16 protein-coding genes are annotated in these 15,729 nt (G+C 69.0%); 7 read left to right on the plus strand and 9 right to left on the minus strand.

Annotated features, from left to right (window positions below):
• Nucleotides 1-98 precede the first annotated feature (98 nt).
• From ABZ796_RS26755 to ABZ796_RS26765, 3 genes are all read right to left on the minus strand, one after another.
• The gene (locus tag ABZ796_RS26755) at nt 99-593 is read right to left on the minus strand and encodes a methyltransferase domain-containing protein (protein WP_357341141.1); all 495 of its coding nucleotides are present in this window, start codon (nt 591-593) and stop codon (nt 99-101) included.
• 65 nt (nt 594-658) lie between these two features.
• Nucleotides 659-3,976 carry an isoleucine--tRNA ligase gene (gene ileS / locus ABZ796_RS26760; RefSeq protein WP_357341143.1) on the minus strand — a complete coding sequence of 1,106 codons (3,318 nt, stop codon included), beginning with the start codon at nt 3,974-3,976 and terminating at the stop codon, nt 659-661.
• 234 nt (nt 3,977-4,210) lie between these two features.
• Entirely contained in the window at nt 4,211-4,657 is a 447-nt protein-coding gene (locus tag ABZ796_RS26765) for a GNAT family N-acetyltransferase (protein WP_357341144.1), read from the minus strand.
• Nucleotides 4,658-4,729: 72 nt separating this feature from the next.
• On the opposite strand from ABZ796_RS26765, the gene ABZ796_RS26770 reads away from it, so the two are divergent.
• The 4 genes from ABZ796_RS26770 (at nt 4,730) to ABZ796_RS26785 (ending at nt 8,553) form a co-directional block, all read left to right on the plus strand.
• A complete protein-coding gene (locus tag ABZ796_RS26770; protein WP_357341146.1) occupies nt 4,730-5,500 on the plus strand; it encodes an enoyl-CoA hydratase-related protein in 771 nt (256 codons plus the stop codon).
• Nucleotides 5,501-5,541: 41 nt separating this feature from the next.
• Nucleotides 5,542-6,105, plus strand: a complete 564-nt coding sequence (locus tag ABZ796_RS26775; protein ID WP_357341148.1) for a DinB family protein — start codon at nt 5,542-5,544, stop codon at nt 6,103-6,105.
• 88 nt (nt 6,106-6,193) lie between these two features.
• On the plus strand, nt 6,194-8,371 hold the full coding sequence (locus tag ABZ796_RS26780; RefSeq protein ID WP_357341149.1) for a carbon starvation CstA family protein: 2,178 nt from the start codon (nt 6,194-6,196) through the stop codon (nt 8,369-8,371).
• Nucleotides 8,368-8,553, plus strand: a complete 186-nt coding sequence (locus tag ABZ796_RS26785) for a YbdD/YjiX family protein (RefSeq protein WP_357341151.1) — start codon at nt 8,368-8,370, stop codon at nt 8,551-8,553. Before ABZ796_RS26780 ends, ABZ796_RS26785 begins: the two co-directional genes overlap by 4 nt.
• Nucleotides 8,554-8,561: 8 nt before the next feature.
• Here the strand turns inward: ABZ796_RS26785 and ABZ796_RS26790 are convergent, their stop codons facing one another.
• Entirely contained in the window at nt 8,562-8,852 is a 291-nt protein-coding gene (locus ABZ796_RS26790; RefSeq protein ID WP_357341152.1) for a hypothetical protein, read from the minus strand.
• 68 nt (nt 8,853-8,920) lie between these two features.
• Between ABZ796_RS26790 and dapD the strand changes: the two genes are divergently transcribed.
• Together dapD and ABZ796_RS26800 are read left to right on the plus strand one after the other, a co-directional pair.
• The gene (gene dapD, locus ABZ796_RS26795; protein ID WP_357341154.1) at nt 8,921-9,850 is read left to right on the plus strand and encodes a 2,3,4,5-tetrahydropyridine-2,6-dicarboxylate N-succinyltransferase; all 930 of its coding nucleotides are present in this window, start codon (nt 8,921-8,923) and stop codon (nt 9,848-9,850) included.
• 26 nt (nt 9,851-9,876) lie between these two features.
• A complete protein-coding gene (locus ABZ796_RS26800) occupies nt 9,877-10,725 on the plus strand; it encodes a hypothetical protein (protein WP_357341156.1) in 849 nt (282 codons plus the stop codon).
• 124 nt (nt 10,726-10,849) lie between these two features.
• Here the strand turns inward: ABZ796_RS26800 and ABZ796_RS26805 are convergent, their stop codons facing one another.
• Genes ABZ796_RS26805 through fdxA form a run of 3 tightly spaced genes read right to left on the minus strand, consistent with a single transcriptional unit; the run spans nt 10,850 to nt 13,368 of the window.
• On the minus strand, nt 10,850-11,881 hold the full coding sequence (locus tag ABZ796_RS26805) for a hypothetical protein (protein WP_357341158.1): 1,032 nt from the start codon (nt 11,879-11,881) through the stop codon (nt 10,850-10,852).
• Between the two features lie 45 nt (nt 11,882-11,926).
• Nucleotides 11,927-13,045, minus strand: a complete 1,119-nt coding sequence (dapC, locus tag ABZ796_RS26810) for a succinyldiaminopimelate transaminase (protein WP_357341159.1) — start codon at nt 13,043-13,045, stop codon at nt 11,927-11,929.
• Nucleotides 13,045-13,368 (minus strand): ferredoxin, encoded by a 324-nt coding sequence (fdxA, locus tag ABZ796_RS26815; protein WP_008358813.1) that lies wholly within the window; start codon nt 13,366-13,368, stop codon nt 13,045-13,047. Before fdxA ends, dapC begins: the two co-directional genes overlap by 1 nt.
• A gap of 79 nt (nt 13,369-13,447) precedes the next feature.
• Here fdxA and ABZ796_RS26820 point away from each other — a divergent pair, with 79 nt between their 5' ends.
• Complete coding sequence (locus ABZ796_RS26820) at nt 13,448-14,335, plus strand: GNAT family N-acetyltransferase (protein WP_357341161.1); 888 nt, start codon at nt 13,448-13,450, stop codon at nt 14,333-14,335.
• A 4-nt stretch (nt 14,336-14,339) separates the two neighbouring features.
• Here ABZ796_RS26820 and ABZ796_RS26825 read toward each other — a convergent pair whose 3' ends face one another.
• Together ABZ796_RS26825 and ABZ796_RS26830 are read right to left on the minus strand one after the other, a co-directional pair.
• Nucleotides 14,340-14,729 (minus strand): VOC family protein, encoded by a 390-nt coding sequence (locus tag ABZ796_RS26825; RefSeq protein ID WP_357341163.1) that lies wholly within the window; start codon nt 14,727-14,729, stop codon nt 14,340-14,342.
• Between the two features lie 25 nt (nt 14,730-14,754).
• Entirely contained in the window at nt 14,755-15,585 is an 831-nt protein-coding gene (locus tag ABZ796_RS26830; protein WP_357341165.1) for an alpha/beta fold hydrolase, read from the minus strand.
• Nucleotides 15,586-15,729: the final 144 nt, after the last annotated feature.

The following is a 15,729-nucleotide window of genomic DNA, read 5'->3' on the forward strand; positions in this document are numbered from 1 at the left end:
CCGCAACGCCCGCTCACGCATCTCGGAGGAGTACTTCTTCGGCATCGTTCCCAATCCTGTCAAAGATGTCGGAACGAAACCCAGGGCGAATCAAACTCCTATACGCCCGGTTGCCCACCCACTGCACGCGCCACGGTCAGCGCGGCCCGATGGAGCTCTTCATCGGCCTCGGCCAACTGCTCCAACGCCAAGCCGGCAGGCCCCTCAACGCCCACCACCTCGACCTCCGGCAACCCCGCGTCGCTCAACTCCCCTGCCAGTTCGCGACTGGTGTGGAAATGTCCGCCGGGGAATCGTCCTACCGCGGGCGAGGATCCATGCTCGACCAGGTCTTCCCACCCTCGCGGCGCGCCGAACCCACCGGACGTCGCAGCAAGTCTTGCCAGTCTCGGGATCGCAGCGGCGAAGACCCACCCACCCGGCTTCACCACCCGGGTCGCCTCCCCGAGCGCCCGCAGCCGGCCCTCACGCTCCGCCAGGTGGTAGAGCGGACCGAGGAGCAGGGCCACGTCCAGACTGGCCTCCTCGAACGGCAGGCCACGTGCATCCCCCACCAGCGCCTCAAACGTGCTATCGGCCAGTGTCTCCGACATGGAGGAACCCTAGGAGGGTGAGTCACGCCCGGCGTGACTCACCCTCCTAGGGTTCACCCCGACGATTACGCCTTGTCCGCGACGATCAACACGACCTCGCCGTCTCCGACTGTCGACCACGCGCGGATGGAGTCATCTTCAGAAACACCTGAATCCATGCCAGGTGCCGTCATGACCTTCGCTTCCTCGACCTCGGCAGGGGTGAGAACCGAGGGTCTGACCGAGTACTTGGTCGCCAATGTTTCGCGAGCGATCATGTCTCCGTGGGTGAGGGCTGCCTGGCGTACAGGCTCCAAGCCCGCCAACTCCAGGGTGATGCGGTCCTCGACGTTGAGGCCAAAGTCCTTGCGAGCCTGCTGGACCTTCCGGATGATGTCGCGGGCGAGGCCCTCGGCGGCGAGGTCGGGGGTGACGACCGTGTCGAGGACGATGAAGCCACCGGGCAACATGGTGACGGCGATGTCGTCGGAGGCGGCGCCGGCGACGGTCTCCAGGGTGTATTCACCCTCGACCAGCGCCAGGCCACCGGCCACGACCTCGCCGGACTCGGACACCGACCAGTCACCGGACTTGGAGCCCTTGATCGCCTTCTGGACGTCCTTGCCGAGGCGCGGGCCGGCGGCGCGGGCGTTGACGGCGAGCTTCTGCTCGATGCCGAACGTCTGTGCCTCCTCGGAGTCGGCGGCGAGCAGCCGGACGGACTTGACGTTGACCTCGTCGGCGACGATCTCCTCGAAGCCGGCGATGTCCGCGCCGACCACCGTCAGACCGCCGAGCGGCAGCCGGTTGCGAAGCTTGCGCGCCTTGCGCAGGGCGGAGGTCGAGGAGCAGACCGCGCGAACCGCGTCCATCCGGGCGACCAGGTCGTCATCGGCAGGAAGGGACTCGACGACCGGGTAGTCGGCCAGGTGCACCGAGCGGCCGCCGGTCAGACCGCGCCAGATCTCCTCGGCGGTCAGCGGCAGCAGCGGTGCGACGAGGCGGGTCACCGTCTCCAGCACCGTGTAGAGGGTGTCGAAGGCGGCCTTGTCCTCGTTCCAGAACCGCTCCCGCGACCGGCGGATGTACCAGTTCGTGAGCACGTCGATGAACCGCTGCGTCGCCTCGCACGCCTCGGCCACGTAGTAGTCGTCCATCGCCGAGGTCATCTCGCCGACGTAGTCGCGCAGCTTGGCCAGGACGTAGCGGTCCAGCGGGTCCGTGGAGGTCGTCGAGCCGGTGGTCTCCACGTTGGCCGCGTTGGCATAGAGCTGGAAGAAGTACCAGCTGTTCCACAGCGGGATCATCACCTGGCGTACGGAGTCCCGGATGCCCTGCTCGGTGACGACCAGGTTGCCGCCGCGCAGGATCGGGCTCGACATCAGGAACCAGCGCATCGCATCGGCGCCGTCGCGGTCGAAGACCTCGTTGACGTCGGGGTAGTTGCGCAGGCTCTTGGACATCTTCTGGCCGTCCGAGCCGAGCACGATGCCGTGGCTGATGCACGACTGGAACGCCGGCCGGTCGAAGAGCGCGGTCGCCAGGATGTGCAGGGTGTAGAACCAGCCGCGGGTCTGGCCGATGTACTCCACGATGAAGTCGCCCGGGAAGTGGTGCGCGAACCACTCCTCGTTCTCGAACGGCACGTGGTTCTGGGCGAACGACATCGAGCCCGAGTCGAACCAGACGTCGAGGACGTCGGAGACCCGGCGCATCATCGACTTGCCGGTCGGGTCGTCCGGGTTGGGGCGGACCAGGTCGTCGACGTACGGACGGTGCAGGTCGGGGTTGCCCGCGGCGTCCTTCGGCAGGGTGCCGAAGTCGCGCTCGAGCTCCGCGAAGCTCCCGTAGACGTCCAGGCGCGGGTAGGCCGGGTCGTCGGACTTCCACACCGGGACCGGCGAGCCCCAGAAGCGGTTGCGGGTGATCGACCAGTCGCGGGCGTTCTCCAGCCACTTGCCGAACTGGCCGTCCTGGATGTGCTCGGGGACCCAGCGGATCTGCTGGTTGAGCTCGAGCATCCGGTCCTTGATCTTGGTGACCTCGACGAACCAGCTGCTCACACCCTTGTAGATGAGCGGCTGGCGGCAGCGCCAGCAGTGCGGGTAGGAGTGGTTGTAGGACTCGCGGCGCAGCAGGATCGTGCCTGGGGTCACCGATCCCCCGGCCTCGCCGCGGGTGACCGCCTTGAGGTGGTCAATGATCTGCAGGTTGGCGTCGAAGACCTGGACACCGGCGTAGTCGACCACCGGCGCGGTGAAGCGCCCGTCCTTGCCGACCGGCATGACCGCCTCGATGTTCTCGCGGTCGGTCACCTCCTTGTCGACCTCACCGAACGCGCCGGCGGTGTGGACGACCCCGGTGCCGTCCGTGGTGGTGACGGCGTCGTCGGCGGCCACGACCCGGAACGCGTTGGTGTGCCCGGCGTAGTAGGAGAACGGCGGGGTGTAGGTGCGGCCGAGCAGCTCAGCACCCTTGTAGCGGCCCAGGACCGTCGCTTCGTCGGCCTCAGGGAAGAGCTCCTTCTTGTACGCCTCGAGCCGAGCTTCCGCGAGGACGTACTTGGCCACCTGGTCGGTGCCCGGGACCGGGCCCTCGACGACGACGTAGTCGATGTCGGAGCCGACCATCACCGCCAGGTTGGACGGCAGGGTCCACGGCGTGGTGGTCCAGATCAGGATGTGGGCGCCGTCGAGGACCTCGTCCTCACCCGTGGCGTCGAGCGCGTAGCCCACGGTGACAGCCGGGTCCTGGCGGTCCTTGTAGACGTCGTCGTCCATCCGCAGCTCGTGGTTGGACAGCGGCGTCTCGTCCTGCCAGCAGTAGGGCAGGACGCGGAAGCCCTCGTAGACCAGACCCTTGTCGTAGAGCGTCTTGAACGCCCAGATGACCGACTCCATGTAGTCGGGGTTGAGGGTCTTGTAGTCGTTGTCGAAGTCCACCCAGCGCGCCTGACGGGTGACGTAGTCGCGCCACTCGCCGGTGTACTTCAGTACCGAGGCGCGGCTGGCCGCGTTGAACTTGTCGATGCCCATCTCGACGATCTCGTCGGTCGTCTTCAGGCCGAGCTGGCGCATCGCCTCGAGCTCCGCGGGCAGGCCGTGGGTGTCCCAGCCGAAGCGTCGCTCGACGCGCTTACCGCGCATGGTCTGGTAGCGCGGGACGATGTCCTTGACGTAGCCGGTCAGCAGGTGGCCGTAGTGCGGCAGGCCGTTGGCGAACGGCGGGCCGTCGTAGAAGACGAACTCGTTCTCGCCGTTCTCGCCGGCATCACGGTTGTCGATGCTCGCCTGGAACGTCCCGTCCTTCTTCCAGTAGTCGAGAATCTGGGTCTCGATCTCCGGGAAGCGTGGGCTGGCCGGGACGGCACTCTTGTCGGCTGAGGTGACCTTCGGATAGGCCATCGGCGGCATCTCCTGCTGGGTGGTAGTGGGTTTGTCTGCACCACAGGGACGATCTTTCGACCGCGGTACCACCCTGCTTGTCCTGCCGGACCACTTCGTTACGGCTGTGACGGGCCACTCCCGCCGGGTTCTACTTGCCGTGAAGGCTTTCTTCCCGGGGCTCGCCGCTGATGACGGCTCGAACGCCTGTAAAGAAGAGAGTACGCCGCCCGGAGCCCGCCGCGCGAACCCGAATCAGGCCCGGCGCCACATCCGCACGTGCGGACCGATCTCCGGGTCGTCCCACGGCTCACCGATCACCTCGAACCCGGCGCGCTCGTAGAACCTCCGGGCCGGCGTACGCGCGTTGCACCACACCAGCCCGCCACCGCGCTCGGCCACGTGCTCCAACGCCGCCTCCAGCACCTGCGCCCCCACACCCTTCCCGCGCCACCCGTCCTCGGTCGCCATCCCCCGGATCCGCCATCCCTTCCCGGGGTGTTCGGGCAGGTCAGGGCATGCTTCTGGGAAGAGGCCGACACACCCGATCAACCGACCGTCCGCATCGCGCGCGGCGTACGTCGCAACCTCCGGGAGGTCATCCCCCGCCAGCCTCGCCGCCTCCGGCGGCCCGCCGTTGCGCAGCACCTTCGCCCGCAACGGATACGTCTCCTCCACCTGCACCCGGCTGACCTCGATCACGCTCACACGGTATCTGCACACAGGCCGCCGGAACCGTGACGCACCATGGGACCCACCTGGCAGGATGCGCGCATGAGCCTGATTCGCTACGAGTACGCCGACGGTTGCGCCCGCATCACGATGACCAACCCTGACCGGGGCAACGTGTTCAAGCCCGAGGCGGGGGCGGCGATGCTGGCGGCGATCCTGCGGGCCAAGGCCGACTCCGCGCGGGTGATCGTGCTGGCGGCGGAGGGGAAGTACTTCTCCGTCGGTGGTGACCTTGCCGGGTTCGCAGAGGCCGAGGACCTCGGGCCGTTCATCCTTGAGCTCGCCGAGGGCGCCAACCGGATCATCACCGAGCTCGTCCGCTGCGACGCGATCGTGGTCAGCGCGGTCCAGGGCGTCGCGGCGGGGGTCGGCTTCCCCTTGGCCGCGGCGGCCGACATCGTGATCGCCGCCGACAGGGCGAAGTTCAGCCTCGCCTACGCCAAGGTCGGGCTCTCGGTCGACGGCGGCGGCTCTCTGCTCGTGCACACCCTGGGCCTGCACCGGGTCCTCCGGCTGACCCTGCTGGGCGACATGCTTTCCGCGACCGAGGCTCTCGAGGCCGGACTGGTCGCCCGAGTCGTACCGGCCGATGACCTCGCCGCCACGGTGGACGAGGTCGTCGCGACCCTCCTCGCCGGCTCCCCCGAGGCGCTGGCGAGCACCAAGCACCTGATCCGCGATGTCGCCGAGCCCAACCCCGAATCGGCGCTGCGCCGAGAGGCGCAGTCCATCTCCACACTCGGTGGCTCGGCCTCGGGCCGCGAAGGCATCAACGCGTTCCTGGAGAAGCGGCCGCCCAGCTTCACCGGCTGAAATCGCTGGCCGAAAGGCGCTCGTTCCGCGAGGGTGAACCCATGAGCAGCGATCAGCGACAGGTGGGTTTCGGCGGAATCTGGCTTCCCGAGGGCGAGGACCCACGCCTCGACAAGGAGCAGCCCGTCGGCGAGCTGGCGACCTATCGCGACTACCTGCGCCACTACCGGCTCACCCTCGAGCTCAAGTGCCAGGACCTCGGACCGGAGGACCTGGCCAAGCAGAGCGTGCCGCCGAGCGACCTCAGCCTGATCGGGCTGATCCGGCACATGGCGCGGGTCGAGCACGGCTGGTTCGAGCGGGTGCTGAAGGAGAATCTCGACATCCCCCGCCTCGACGCTGACGATCCCACCGGCGGCTTCCACAAGGTCGAGCCCACCAAGGAGTCGGTTGAGGAGGCGTTCGCGAGCTGGCACGAGCAGGTCATCCTCGCCGACGAGTGGCTCGACTCGATCGACGACAGCGTGCTCGGCGAGCTGCGCGACACCGGCGACGAGCAGGCCAGCATCCGCGACATCCTGGTCCACATGATCGAGGAGTACGCCCGCCACGCAGGTCACGCAGACCTGCTGCGCGAGGTCATCGACTGGCGTACCGGACAGTAGCCCGACCGGCCGTCGAAACGACGGTTTCCTGAGACTAGGCTGAGACAGCGGTCACAACGACCGTACCGCGCTGAATCAGAGGGAGACCATGTCGACGTCGACCGCCAACCCCACCGGCTCGGGCCCACGGTCCGGACCCAACCTCAAGTCCATCGTCATCTGGACCGCCGTCGCTGTCGTCGGCGCCGTCTGCTGGGCCATGCTGGCCCTGTCCCGAGGCGAGGAGGTCTCGGCGCTGTGGATCCTGTTCGCCGCGCTGGCCTCGTACGCGATCGCCTACCGGTTCTACTCGAAGTTCATCGCCGACAAGGTGCTGAAGGTCGATGACACCCGAGCCACCCCGGCCGAGCGGCTGGAGAACGGCCAGGACTTCGACGTCACCGACCGGCGAGTGCTCTTCGGTCACCACTTCGCCGCGATCGCCGGCGCCGGTCCGCTGGTCGGCCCGGTGCTGGCAGCGCAGATGGGTTATCTGCCGGGCACGATCTGGATCATCGTCGGCGTCATCTTCGCCGGTGCCGTGCAGGACATGGTCGTGATGTTCTTCTCGATGCGCCGCGACGGCAAGAGCCTCGGCCAGATGGTGCGTGAGGAGATCGGCACCGTCGCCGGCGTGGCCGCGCTGATCGCAGTCTTCGCGATCATGATCATCATCCTGGCGGTGCTCGCGCTGGTCGTCGTCAATGCGCTCGCGGAGTCGCCGTGGGGTGTCTTCTCGATCGGCCTCACCATCCCGATCGCGCTCTTCATGGGCTTCTACCTGCGTTATCTGCGCCCCGGCCGCGTCAGCGAGGTGACCGTCATCGGCGTCGCCCTGCTGCTGCTGGCCATCATCGGTGGTGGGTACGTCGACGAGATGGGCCTGGCCGACGCCCTCACCCTCTCCCACGAGACCCTGGTGGTCTGCCTGGTCGTCTACGGCTTCGTCGCCTCGATCCTCCCGGTGTGGATGCTGCTCACCCCGCGTGACTACCTCTCCACCTTCATGAAGGTGGGCGTCATCGTGCTGCTGGCCGTAGGCCTGGTCCTCGCGGCCCCGGCGCTGCAGAACGAGGCCGTCACCGACTTCGCCACCAACGGCGAGGGTCCGGTCTTCGCCGGCAAGCTGTTCCCGTTCGTCTTCATCACCATCGCCTGCGGCGCCCTCTCCGGCTTCCACGCGCTCATCGCCTCCGGCACCACGCCGAAGATGGTGGCCAAGGAGAGCCAGGTCCGGATGATCGGCTACGGCGGCATGCTGATGGAGTCGTTCGTGGCGATCTCGGCCCTCATCGCGGCGTCGGTCATCGACCAGGGCATCTACTTCTCGATGAACGCCGCCGCCGGCGCGACCGGCGGCACCCCGGAGACCGCGGCCGCCTTCGTCAACGGGCTCGGCTTCTCGATCACCCCGGCCGACCTCGAGGCGGCCGCGGCCAGCGTGGAGGAGACGATCATCTCCCGCACCGGTGGCGCCCCGACCCTGGCGTTCGGGATGTCGCTGATCTTCAGCGAGGCTTTCGGTGGCGGCCTGACCGCCTTCTGGTACCACTTCGCGATCATGTTCGAGGCGCTCTTCATCCTGACCGCCGTCGACGCCGGCACCCGCGTAGGCCGGTTCATGCTGCAGGACACGATCGGCAACGTCTGGAAGCGCTACGCCGACACCTCCTGGCGCCCGGCGGCCTGGTCGGCCTCCGCGCTGGTCGTACTGGCCTGGGGCTACATGCTCTGGATCGGCGTCGGTGACCCACTCGGCGGGATCAACCAGCTGTTCCCGCTCTTCGGCATCGCCAACCAGCTGCTCGCCGCGATCGCCCTGACCCTGGCCACGGTGCTGATGTTCAAGCACGGTCTGGCCAAGTTCGCCTGGGTGCCCGGCATTCCGCTGGTCTGGGACCTCATCGTCACCATGACGGCGAGCTGGCAGAAGGTGTTCAGCGACAACCCCGCGATCGGCTACTTCGCCCAGGCCTCGGCCGCACGCGAGGCACGCGACGCCGGTGAGCTCTACGGGGTTGCGAAGACCCCCGCGGACGTCGACCAGATCATCTACAACTCGACCCAGAGCGGCATCCTGCAGGCGGCGTTCGCGCTGCTGGTGATCGTGATCGTCGCCGGTGCCGCGGTGACCGTGGTCAAGGCGATCCGCGCCGGCGGACTGCCGACCACCGAGGTTCCGAAGGTCGAGTCGAAGATCGTCGCGCCCTCCGACTTCTTCGCGACGAAGGAGGAGAAGGAAGCCGTACGCGAGTGGGAGGCCTCCCGGAAGGCGCCGGTCTCATGAGTCTGCTCGCCGAGCGTGTCTCCGGCGCCTGGCGGTTGCTCCGCCAGGCGACCGGGGAGGCGAAGTGGGACGAGTACGTGGCTCGGTGCGAGCGCGAGGGCGTCGAGCCGATGAGCCGGCGCGCGTTCGAGCGTCACCGGGCCGACGAGAAGGAGCACAACCCGCAGGCCCGCTGCTGCTAGCGGCCTACCTAGCGGGCGCTGTCGTCGGCGAAGGCGGCGTCGAGCCAGGCGTATACCTGCGAGTCACCTCGGGTGACGAGCAGGACCACCTGCTTCTCGGCGTCGCTCACCGGCTTGCCGTTGATCCAGCTGCGGACGATGTCGGAGGCGGCGCGGCGGACGACCTCGACGCCCTTGGCCATCGCCCACTCCGGCGCCGGGTGACCCTTGCTGGTCGCCACGCCGGGGATCTCCAGGGTCCAGGTGCCGTCCTCGGCCTGGATCAGACGGGGCGTCGGCGGCTCGCTCTTCTTGCTCACCCACTCATGTTCGCACGTCGAGACTGTCGATAAGGGACCACTCAGGCTCGGCCACTAGACTGCGCCCCGTGACGAATGCAGCTTGGGCCTTCGGCCTCGTGACGTACGCCGCCGACAACTCTGTTCTGGACGTGTGGTTCCCCGCGCCGCAGCTGGGCGACAAGCCCGCCGACGCGACCGCGCCGGCCGAGCTGACCGCGCTCGAGGGCGCCGACGAGGTGCGTCAGGTGACCACGAAGGTCGCGCTCGTCGAGGTCAAGGACCTCGACACCGCGCCCGTGACCACCGAGGACGTCTGGCTGCGGCTCCACCTCCTCTCCCACCGCCTCGTGCAGCCGCACGGGCAGAACCTCGATGGCATCTTCGGCCTGCTCACCAACGTGGTGTGGACCAGCGCCGGACCGTGCGCCGTCGAGGGCTTCGAGCTCACCCGCGCCCGGCTGCGCGCTGCCGGTCAGCACGTGACCGTCTACGGCGTGGACAAGTTCCCGCGGATGGTCGACTACGTCGTGCCGTCGGGGATCCGCATCGGCGACGCCGACCGCGTCCGCCTCGGCGCCCACCTGGCCGCCGGCACCACCGTGATGCACGAGGGCTTCGTCAACTTCAACGCCGGCACCCTCGGCGCCTCGATGGTCGAGGGCCGGATCTCCGGCGGTGTCGTCGTCGGCGACGGCTCCGACGTCGGCGGCGGCGCCTCGATCATGGGCACCCTCTCCGGTGGCGGCAAGGCGGTCATCTCCATCGGCCAGCGCTGCCTGCTCGGTGCCAACTCCGGTATCGGCATCTCCCTGGGTGACGACGCGGTCGTCGAGGCCGGTTGCTACGTGACGTACGGGACGAAGGTGACGCTCCCCGACGGCACCGTGACGAAGGCCGGCGAGCTCTCCGGCGCCTCCAACATCCTCTTCCGCCGGAACTCGGTCAGCGGCGCCATCGAGGCCGTTCCGTGGAAGGGCGAGGGCATCGAGCTCAACGCCGCCCTCCACGCCAACTGACTCTCACCGAAGAGCAGAGTGCTGAGTTGAAGAAGCTTCTCACCGCCCTGGTGGTGCTCAGCGTGATCGCCGGCGGCATCTACTGGGTCGTCCAGGCCGCCACGCACAAGCTGGACTCGATCCTGCCCGACCTGCAGCAGTGCACGGCGGTCGCAGGCGAGTACGAGGCGCGCTTCGACCCCGAGCAGATGGGCAACGCCGCCGTGATCACGGCGCTCGGGCTCAAGCGCGGCCTGCCCGCGCGAGCCGCCACCATCGCGATCGCGACCGCGATCCAGGAGTCGAAGCTCTACAACATCAGCCACGGTGACCGGGACTCGCTCGGCCTCTTCCAGCAGCGCCCGTCGATGGGCTGGGGCACCGAGGAGCAGGTCCAGGACCCCGTCTACGCCACCAACAAGTTCTACGACGCGCTGGTGAAGATCGACGGCTACGAGGACATGGTGGTCACTGAGGCGGCGCAGGAGGTGCAGCGCTCGGCCTACCCCGAGGCGTACGCCGACCACGAGGGCGAGGGCCGCGCCATCGCCTCCGCGATCAGCGGCTACTCCCCCGCCGCACTGACCTGCCGGATCGACGAGCCCGAGTCCGGCTCCGGCAAGCCCCGGGCGACCAAGTCCGAGATCAACCAGCTGCTCGGCCAGATGGTCGGCCGCGCCCGGGTCGAGGGCACCACCGTGGTCGTCCCTGTCGACGCCGGCGAGACCGGCCAGCGCAACGGCTGGGCCGTCGCCCACTACGTACTCGCCCGGGCCAGCGAGTTCGGCGCCACCTCCATCGCCTACGACGGCCGCACCTGGTCCGCCGGCAAGGACGAGGAGTGGGCCGAGACCCCCGAGGTCACCGCCGACCGCATCGTCGTCACCCTCGCCTGACCCACCTCAGCCGAATCGGTAGTTGTGGACGGCGAGAAGTGAGTTGTGGACGACGAAAGTAGAGTTTCGTCGCCCCTAAGTGAGGATTCGGCCCGCCATAAGTGCGGACTCGGCCTGGGGGTGGTCAGTCGGCGACGTCGACGTGTACGTGGTCGCGGTGCTCGAGGATGGCCTGGTCGCCGCCGCGGGGCGGGACGTCGTAGTCGCGCCAGCCGGCGCCGGAGCGGAGCTTGGTCCAGATGCGGTCGTCGAAGATGACGGTGGTGATGTCGAGGCGGTCGGCGTTGGCGACGAGATACTGCGCCAGGGACCAGCCCTTGATGTTGTTGCGGGCGTTGATGGGGCGGAAGAAGTAGTCGACGGCGCGGCCCTCGTAGTGGGCAGAGCCGACCATGTGGCCGGTGGTCACCCCGCCGGGCTGGAAGCCGCCGTCGGGGATGTCCCCATACACCGTGCGTACGTCATCGCGCACCGCCTCCGCACGCGAGGTGAGTCCGGCGCCGCTGAGCTGGTCCGAGACCTCCTCGGCACCGCCCTTGACGACGCACGAGAACGCCTCGGGGGTGTTGCCGGTCAGTGCCGAGGCCAGTGCTCGCGCCTCGGGCTCGGCGTCACGGTAGCCGTCACGCGAGCCGTCGGTGATCTGCTGGGCAACGCCCGGGACGGACTGCTGGCGATAGTCGGCGACCCCGGAGAGCCGGTCGTAGAGGCCGGCTGCCTTCGCCGCGTCCCGTTCGAGCGAGTGGTCGGCGATCTCGACCGCCAGGACGACGGAGGCTGCGCGGGCGGGGAGGCCGCGACGTACGGCTTGGGCGGCGATCGCCGAGGCACGTTCGGCCTGCTCGGTGGAGAGATCGTAGGTCTCGCCCTCGGAGGTGACGGTGCAGGCCTCTCGGGACAGGACCGGGATGCCGCTGACCCCGACGCCGAGGAGCCGCAGGCCGGCGAAGACCAGGGCGACGGCGATCACGACGCCGAGGACGATGAGGTGCTTGCGCACCGGCCGCAGCTGCTTGCGAGCCTCCCGCGCCGACTTCCGCAGGGCCTCGCGCGCCGGCTCCGGGAGCCTCGGCCCCGGAGGGCCTGAGGCGGGAGGCCGCGGACCCGGGGGCGGGATGGTCGGCGGGCCCGTCGGGGTCCCCGGCTGTGCGCTCACGCCACCAATCTTCACGTATGGGGCAAACCCCGCCCGGCTGGCCGGTCAGCCGGCCAGGCGGGCGACGGCCGCGTCGACGCGTTCGTCGGTGGCGGTGAAGGCGATGCGTACGTGCTGGCTGCCGGCGCGCCCGTAGAAGGTGCCCGGAGCGGCGAGGATGCCGCGCTCGGCGAGCCATTCGACGGTGGCCCAGCAGTCCTCGTCACGGGTCGACCACAGATAGAGCGATGCCTCGGAGTGGTCGATGCGGAAGCCGGCCGACTCCAGCGCCGTCTTGAGCTTGGCGCGCCGCGCGGCATAGCGGGCGTGCTGCTCCTTGGCGTGCTGGTCATCACCGAGCGCGGTCACCATGGCGACCTGCTGCGGGCCGGGCATCATCAGGCCGAGGTTCTTGCGGACCTCGAGGAGCTCGCCGAGGACCGAGGCGTCACCGGCGACGAAGGCCTCGCGGTAGCCGGCGAGATTGGAGCGCTTCGAGAGCGAGTGGACGGCAAGAAGACCGTCGAACGAGCCACCACACACGTCCGGGTGCAGGATCGAGACCGGTGCAGCCTCCCAGGCGCACTCGATGTAGCACTCGTCGGAGATCAGCAGCGTGCCGCGCTCGCGCGCCCACTCGACCGTCTTGCGCAGGTGCTCCACCGGAAGCACGCGACCCGACGGGTTGGAGGGCGAGTTGATCCACAGGATGCGAGGCGCCTTCGGGCCCAGCGCGACCAGCGAGTCGGTGGCGACGGTGTCGGCGCCGACGAGCGCCGCCGAGACCTCGTACGTCGGGTAGGCCAGCTCCGGGTAGGCGATCAGGTCACCCTGGCCGACGCCGAGGTGCAGTGGCAGCGAGCCGATCAGCTCCTTGGAGCCGATCACCGGCAGCACGTTGTCCAGCCCCAGACCCGAGACCCCGTGGTTGCGGGAGAGCCAGTCGATCGCGGCCTGACGCACCGCCGGCGTACCGATCGTGGTCGGGTAGCCCGGGGAGTCGGCCGCCTCGGCGAGAGCCTTCTGGATCACTGCGGGCGTCGGGTCGACCGGGGTGCCGATCGAGAGGTCGACCAGCCCGCCGACGTGCGTCGACGCCTTCTCCTTGAACGGAGCGAGCTTGTCCCAGGGGAAGTCAGGCAGCCGCTGCGAGACCGGGATCGAGGCCGACATCGAGGCGGGCATCAGTCCTGGTTCTGCGGGGGCAGCGCGGCAACGAACGGGTGGTCCTTGTCGATCTCACCCATGCGGGCGGCACCACCGGGCGAACCGAGGTCGTCGAAGAACTTGACGTTGGCGTCGTAGTACTCCTTCCACTCCTCGGGGGTGTCGTCCTCGTAGAAGATCGCCTCGGGCGGGCACACCGGCTCGCAGGCGCCGCAGTCGACACACTCGTCGGGGTGGATGTAGAGCATCCGCTTGCCCTCGTAGATGCAGTCCACCGGACATTCGTCGACGCAAGCCTTGTCCTTCACGTCAACACAGGGCTGGGCGATGACGTACGTCATTCGGGGCTCCTCCAAGCGGGGTATCACGAAAGTCAGAGGGGCACGACTGGCCCTTCAGAGGACAGCCTAGTATCCCCACGTGCCTGCTCATCTCCTGGGACCACATGTCGTCGGCCAGCGGATCGTCATCCGCCGCCTCGTCCCGGGCGAGACCGGCCCCACCGGCGGTCCCGCCTTCACCGACATCCTCGGAGTCTGTACGTCCTGGGCCGACGGCACCGCGGTCATCGAGCGTGAGTCCGGGGAGCGGGTGAGCGTGCCCGTCGCCGAGATCGTCTCCGGCAAACCGGTGCCGCCGCGGCCCAACGTACGTCTGCGGATCGGGGTACGCGAGGCCGAGCTGCTCAGCGCCGCGATCTTCCCCGGCACCACCTCGGAGCCGTTGTGCGAGTGGGTGCTCTTCGACCACGAGGTCTCGGTACGTCGCCGGCCCAACTCGGCGCTGGCGATCGGCGACCCGGGCGTCGACCTGGACACGGCCGTCGACCGGGTCGAGGCCTTCTACCGGAGCCGGCACAAGCACCCCCGGGTGAAGATCGAGGTCGGCTCCGCGGCCGAGGAGGCCGTGGTCGCGCGCGGCTGGGTCGAGGACGTGACCGTCGAGTTCCGGCTCGCCGGGCTCGCCGCCACGCGCCGCATCCTGCCTCCGCCCGTCGAGGAGGCCCGCGTCGAGGTCCAGAAGAACGACGCCCAGGTGCTGATCACCCTCGGCGACACCGCCCGGATCATGGGCACGATGGAGCGCGACTGGTTGGCCATCCACGACCTCGAGGTCGCCGAGTCACACCGCCGCCAGGGCCTCGCCACGAAGGCCCTCGCCACCCTGCTCGAGTGGGGCGCCGAGCGCGGCGCCCGCGCCGCCTGGCTGCACGTGGAGACCAACAACGCCCCCGGCCTCGCGCTCTACGAGGGCCTCGGCTTCACCGAGCACCACCGTTGCCGCTACTACTCCTCGCCGACATCGTAGGGAGTCAGCCCGCCAGCAGGTCCCACAGGTTTCCGAAGGGATCGCGGAAGACCTGAAGCGTGCCGTAGGGCTCCTCGCGCACCGGTCCGACCAGCTCGATCCCGGCGCCGACCAGCCTCTCGTACGCAGCACCGAAGTCGTCCACGCGCAGGAAGTACGTCACCCGGCCGCCGGTCTGGTCACCGACCCTGGCGGCCCGCCGCGGGCCGTCGGCCCGGGCGAGCAGAAAGCCGGTGCCACCGCCAGGCGGGCGTACGACCACCCATCGCTTCGGGCGACCGTCGTTCGTGGTCGCGGGCACGTCCTCGACGACCTCGAAGCCGAGCACGTCACCGAAGAACCCCACCGCCTCGTCGTAGTCGGGTACGACGATCGTCACCAGATCCAGATGCATGGATGAACCGTAGGACGCCCGACGGTCAGCAGGTCTTCAGGTCCGGGGAGGCGGGGCCTTTGTGGGTCAGGGCGTCCAGGGTGAGCGCGATGGCGGAGGTGCTCATCGGGATGAGCAGGTGGTCGGAGAGATCGAGGGCGCAAGCGTCCTGGATGCGTACGTTGGTGGTGTTCGGGCCTTCGGCGAGGAAGCCGGAGGTGGCAGGGACGACGACCTCATCGGTAGCGGTGATGATCTGGGTGTAGGAGACCTCGCCCGGGGTCTCGTCGCCGGCGTTCAGGTCGGCGAGGAACTGCGAGCCGGCGGCCTGCTGGGCACACGACCGGCAGAGCCCGGTCGCCTCGGTGGCACCCTCGTCCAGGATGATCGAGGTGCCGTGGTTGGAGGGGGCGAGGCCGACGAGATCCTCGACGTAGGCGGCGCCACCGAGGTTCTTGATGTAGTAGCGCGGCATCATGCCGCCCTGGGAATGACCGACGAGGGAGACCCGGTCGGCGTCGGTGACCTCGCGTACGCGCTCGATGAACTCACCCAGGTGAGCGGCCGATTCGCGGATGTCGCCGGTCGCACGGTTGCCGTAGTCGAGCGAGTAGACGCAGAACCCGGCCCGCTTCATCGCCAGCGAGATCGGGTCCAGCAGCGAGCGGCGGTCGCCGAAGGTGCCGTGCACCAGGATCACCGGCGTCGGGCGCTGTGCCGACGGCACGCACGCCCAGTCGTTGGACCCGGCAGGTTCGCCGTAGGGCGATCCCGGCAGCGGGATCCCGGTCCGGCTCGGCCCCGCCGCGGCGGGGGCGGAGATCGGGGCCAGGACGAGTGCGACAGCAGCGAGAAGACTCAGCAGGAACGGGCGCATGACCGCTTCAACGAACGGTTGTGATCCGCGTCACGGTCGACCTCGCCGAGTCGGCGCGGCATGACGCGCCGCCAAGGCGAGGGCGGGGGGCAGAACCAGCCGACACGGGTGCGGTGGGGTGGGCGGGGGGCGGCGGGGTGTTCG

This window comes from Nocardioides sp. NPDC047086 (assembly GCF_040643685.1).
GTDB lineage: Bacteria > Actinomycetota > Actinomycetes > Propionibacteriales > Nocardioidaceae > Nocardioides.

Bases quoted from the DNA above. Each gene is read 5' to 3' on its own strand.
- ABZ796_RS26755 (WP_357341141.1), bottom strand. From the start codon at position 593: ATGTCGGAGACACTGGCCGATAGCACGTTTGAGGCGCTGGTGGGGGAT.
- ileS (WP_357341143.1), bottom strand. From the start codon at position 3,976: ATGGCCTATCCGAAGGTCACCTCAGCCGACAAGAGTGCCGTCCCGGCC.
- ABZ796_RS26770 (WP_357341146.1), top strand. From the start codon at position 4,730: ATGAGCCTGATTCGCTACGAGTACGCCGACGGTTGCGCCCGCATCACG.
- ABZ796_RS26775 (WP_357341148.1), top strand. From the start codon at position 5,542: ATGAGCAGCGATCAGCGACAGGTGGGTTTCGGCGGAATCTGGCTTCCC.
- ABZ796_RS26780 (WP_357341149.1), top strand. From the start codon at position 6,194: ATGTCGACGTCGACCGCCAACCCCACCGGCTCGGGCCCACGGTCCGGA.
- ABZ796_RS26785 (WP_357341151.1), top strand. From the start codon at position 8,368: ATGAGTCTGCTCGCCGAGCGTGTCTCCGGCGCCTGGCGGTTGCTCCGC.
- dapC (WP_357341159.1), bottom strand. From the start codon at position 13,045: ATGCCCGCCTCGATGTCGGCCTCGATCCCGGTCTCGCAGCGGCTGCCT.
- fdxA (WP_008358813.1), bottom strand. From the start codon at position 13,368: ATGACGTACGTCATCGCCCAGCCCTGTGTTGACGTGAAGGACAAGGCT.
- ABZ796_RS26825 (WP_357341163.1), bottom strand. From the start codon at position 14,729: ATGCATCTGGATCTGGTGACGATCGTCGTACCCGACTACGACGAGGCG.
- ABZ796_RS26830 (WP_357341165.1), bottom strand. From the start codon at position 15,585: ATGCGCCCGTTCCTGCTGAGTCTTCTCGCTGCTGTCGCACTCGTCCTG.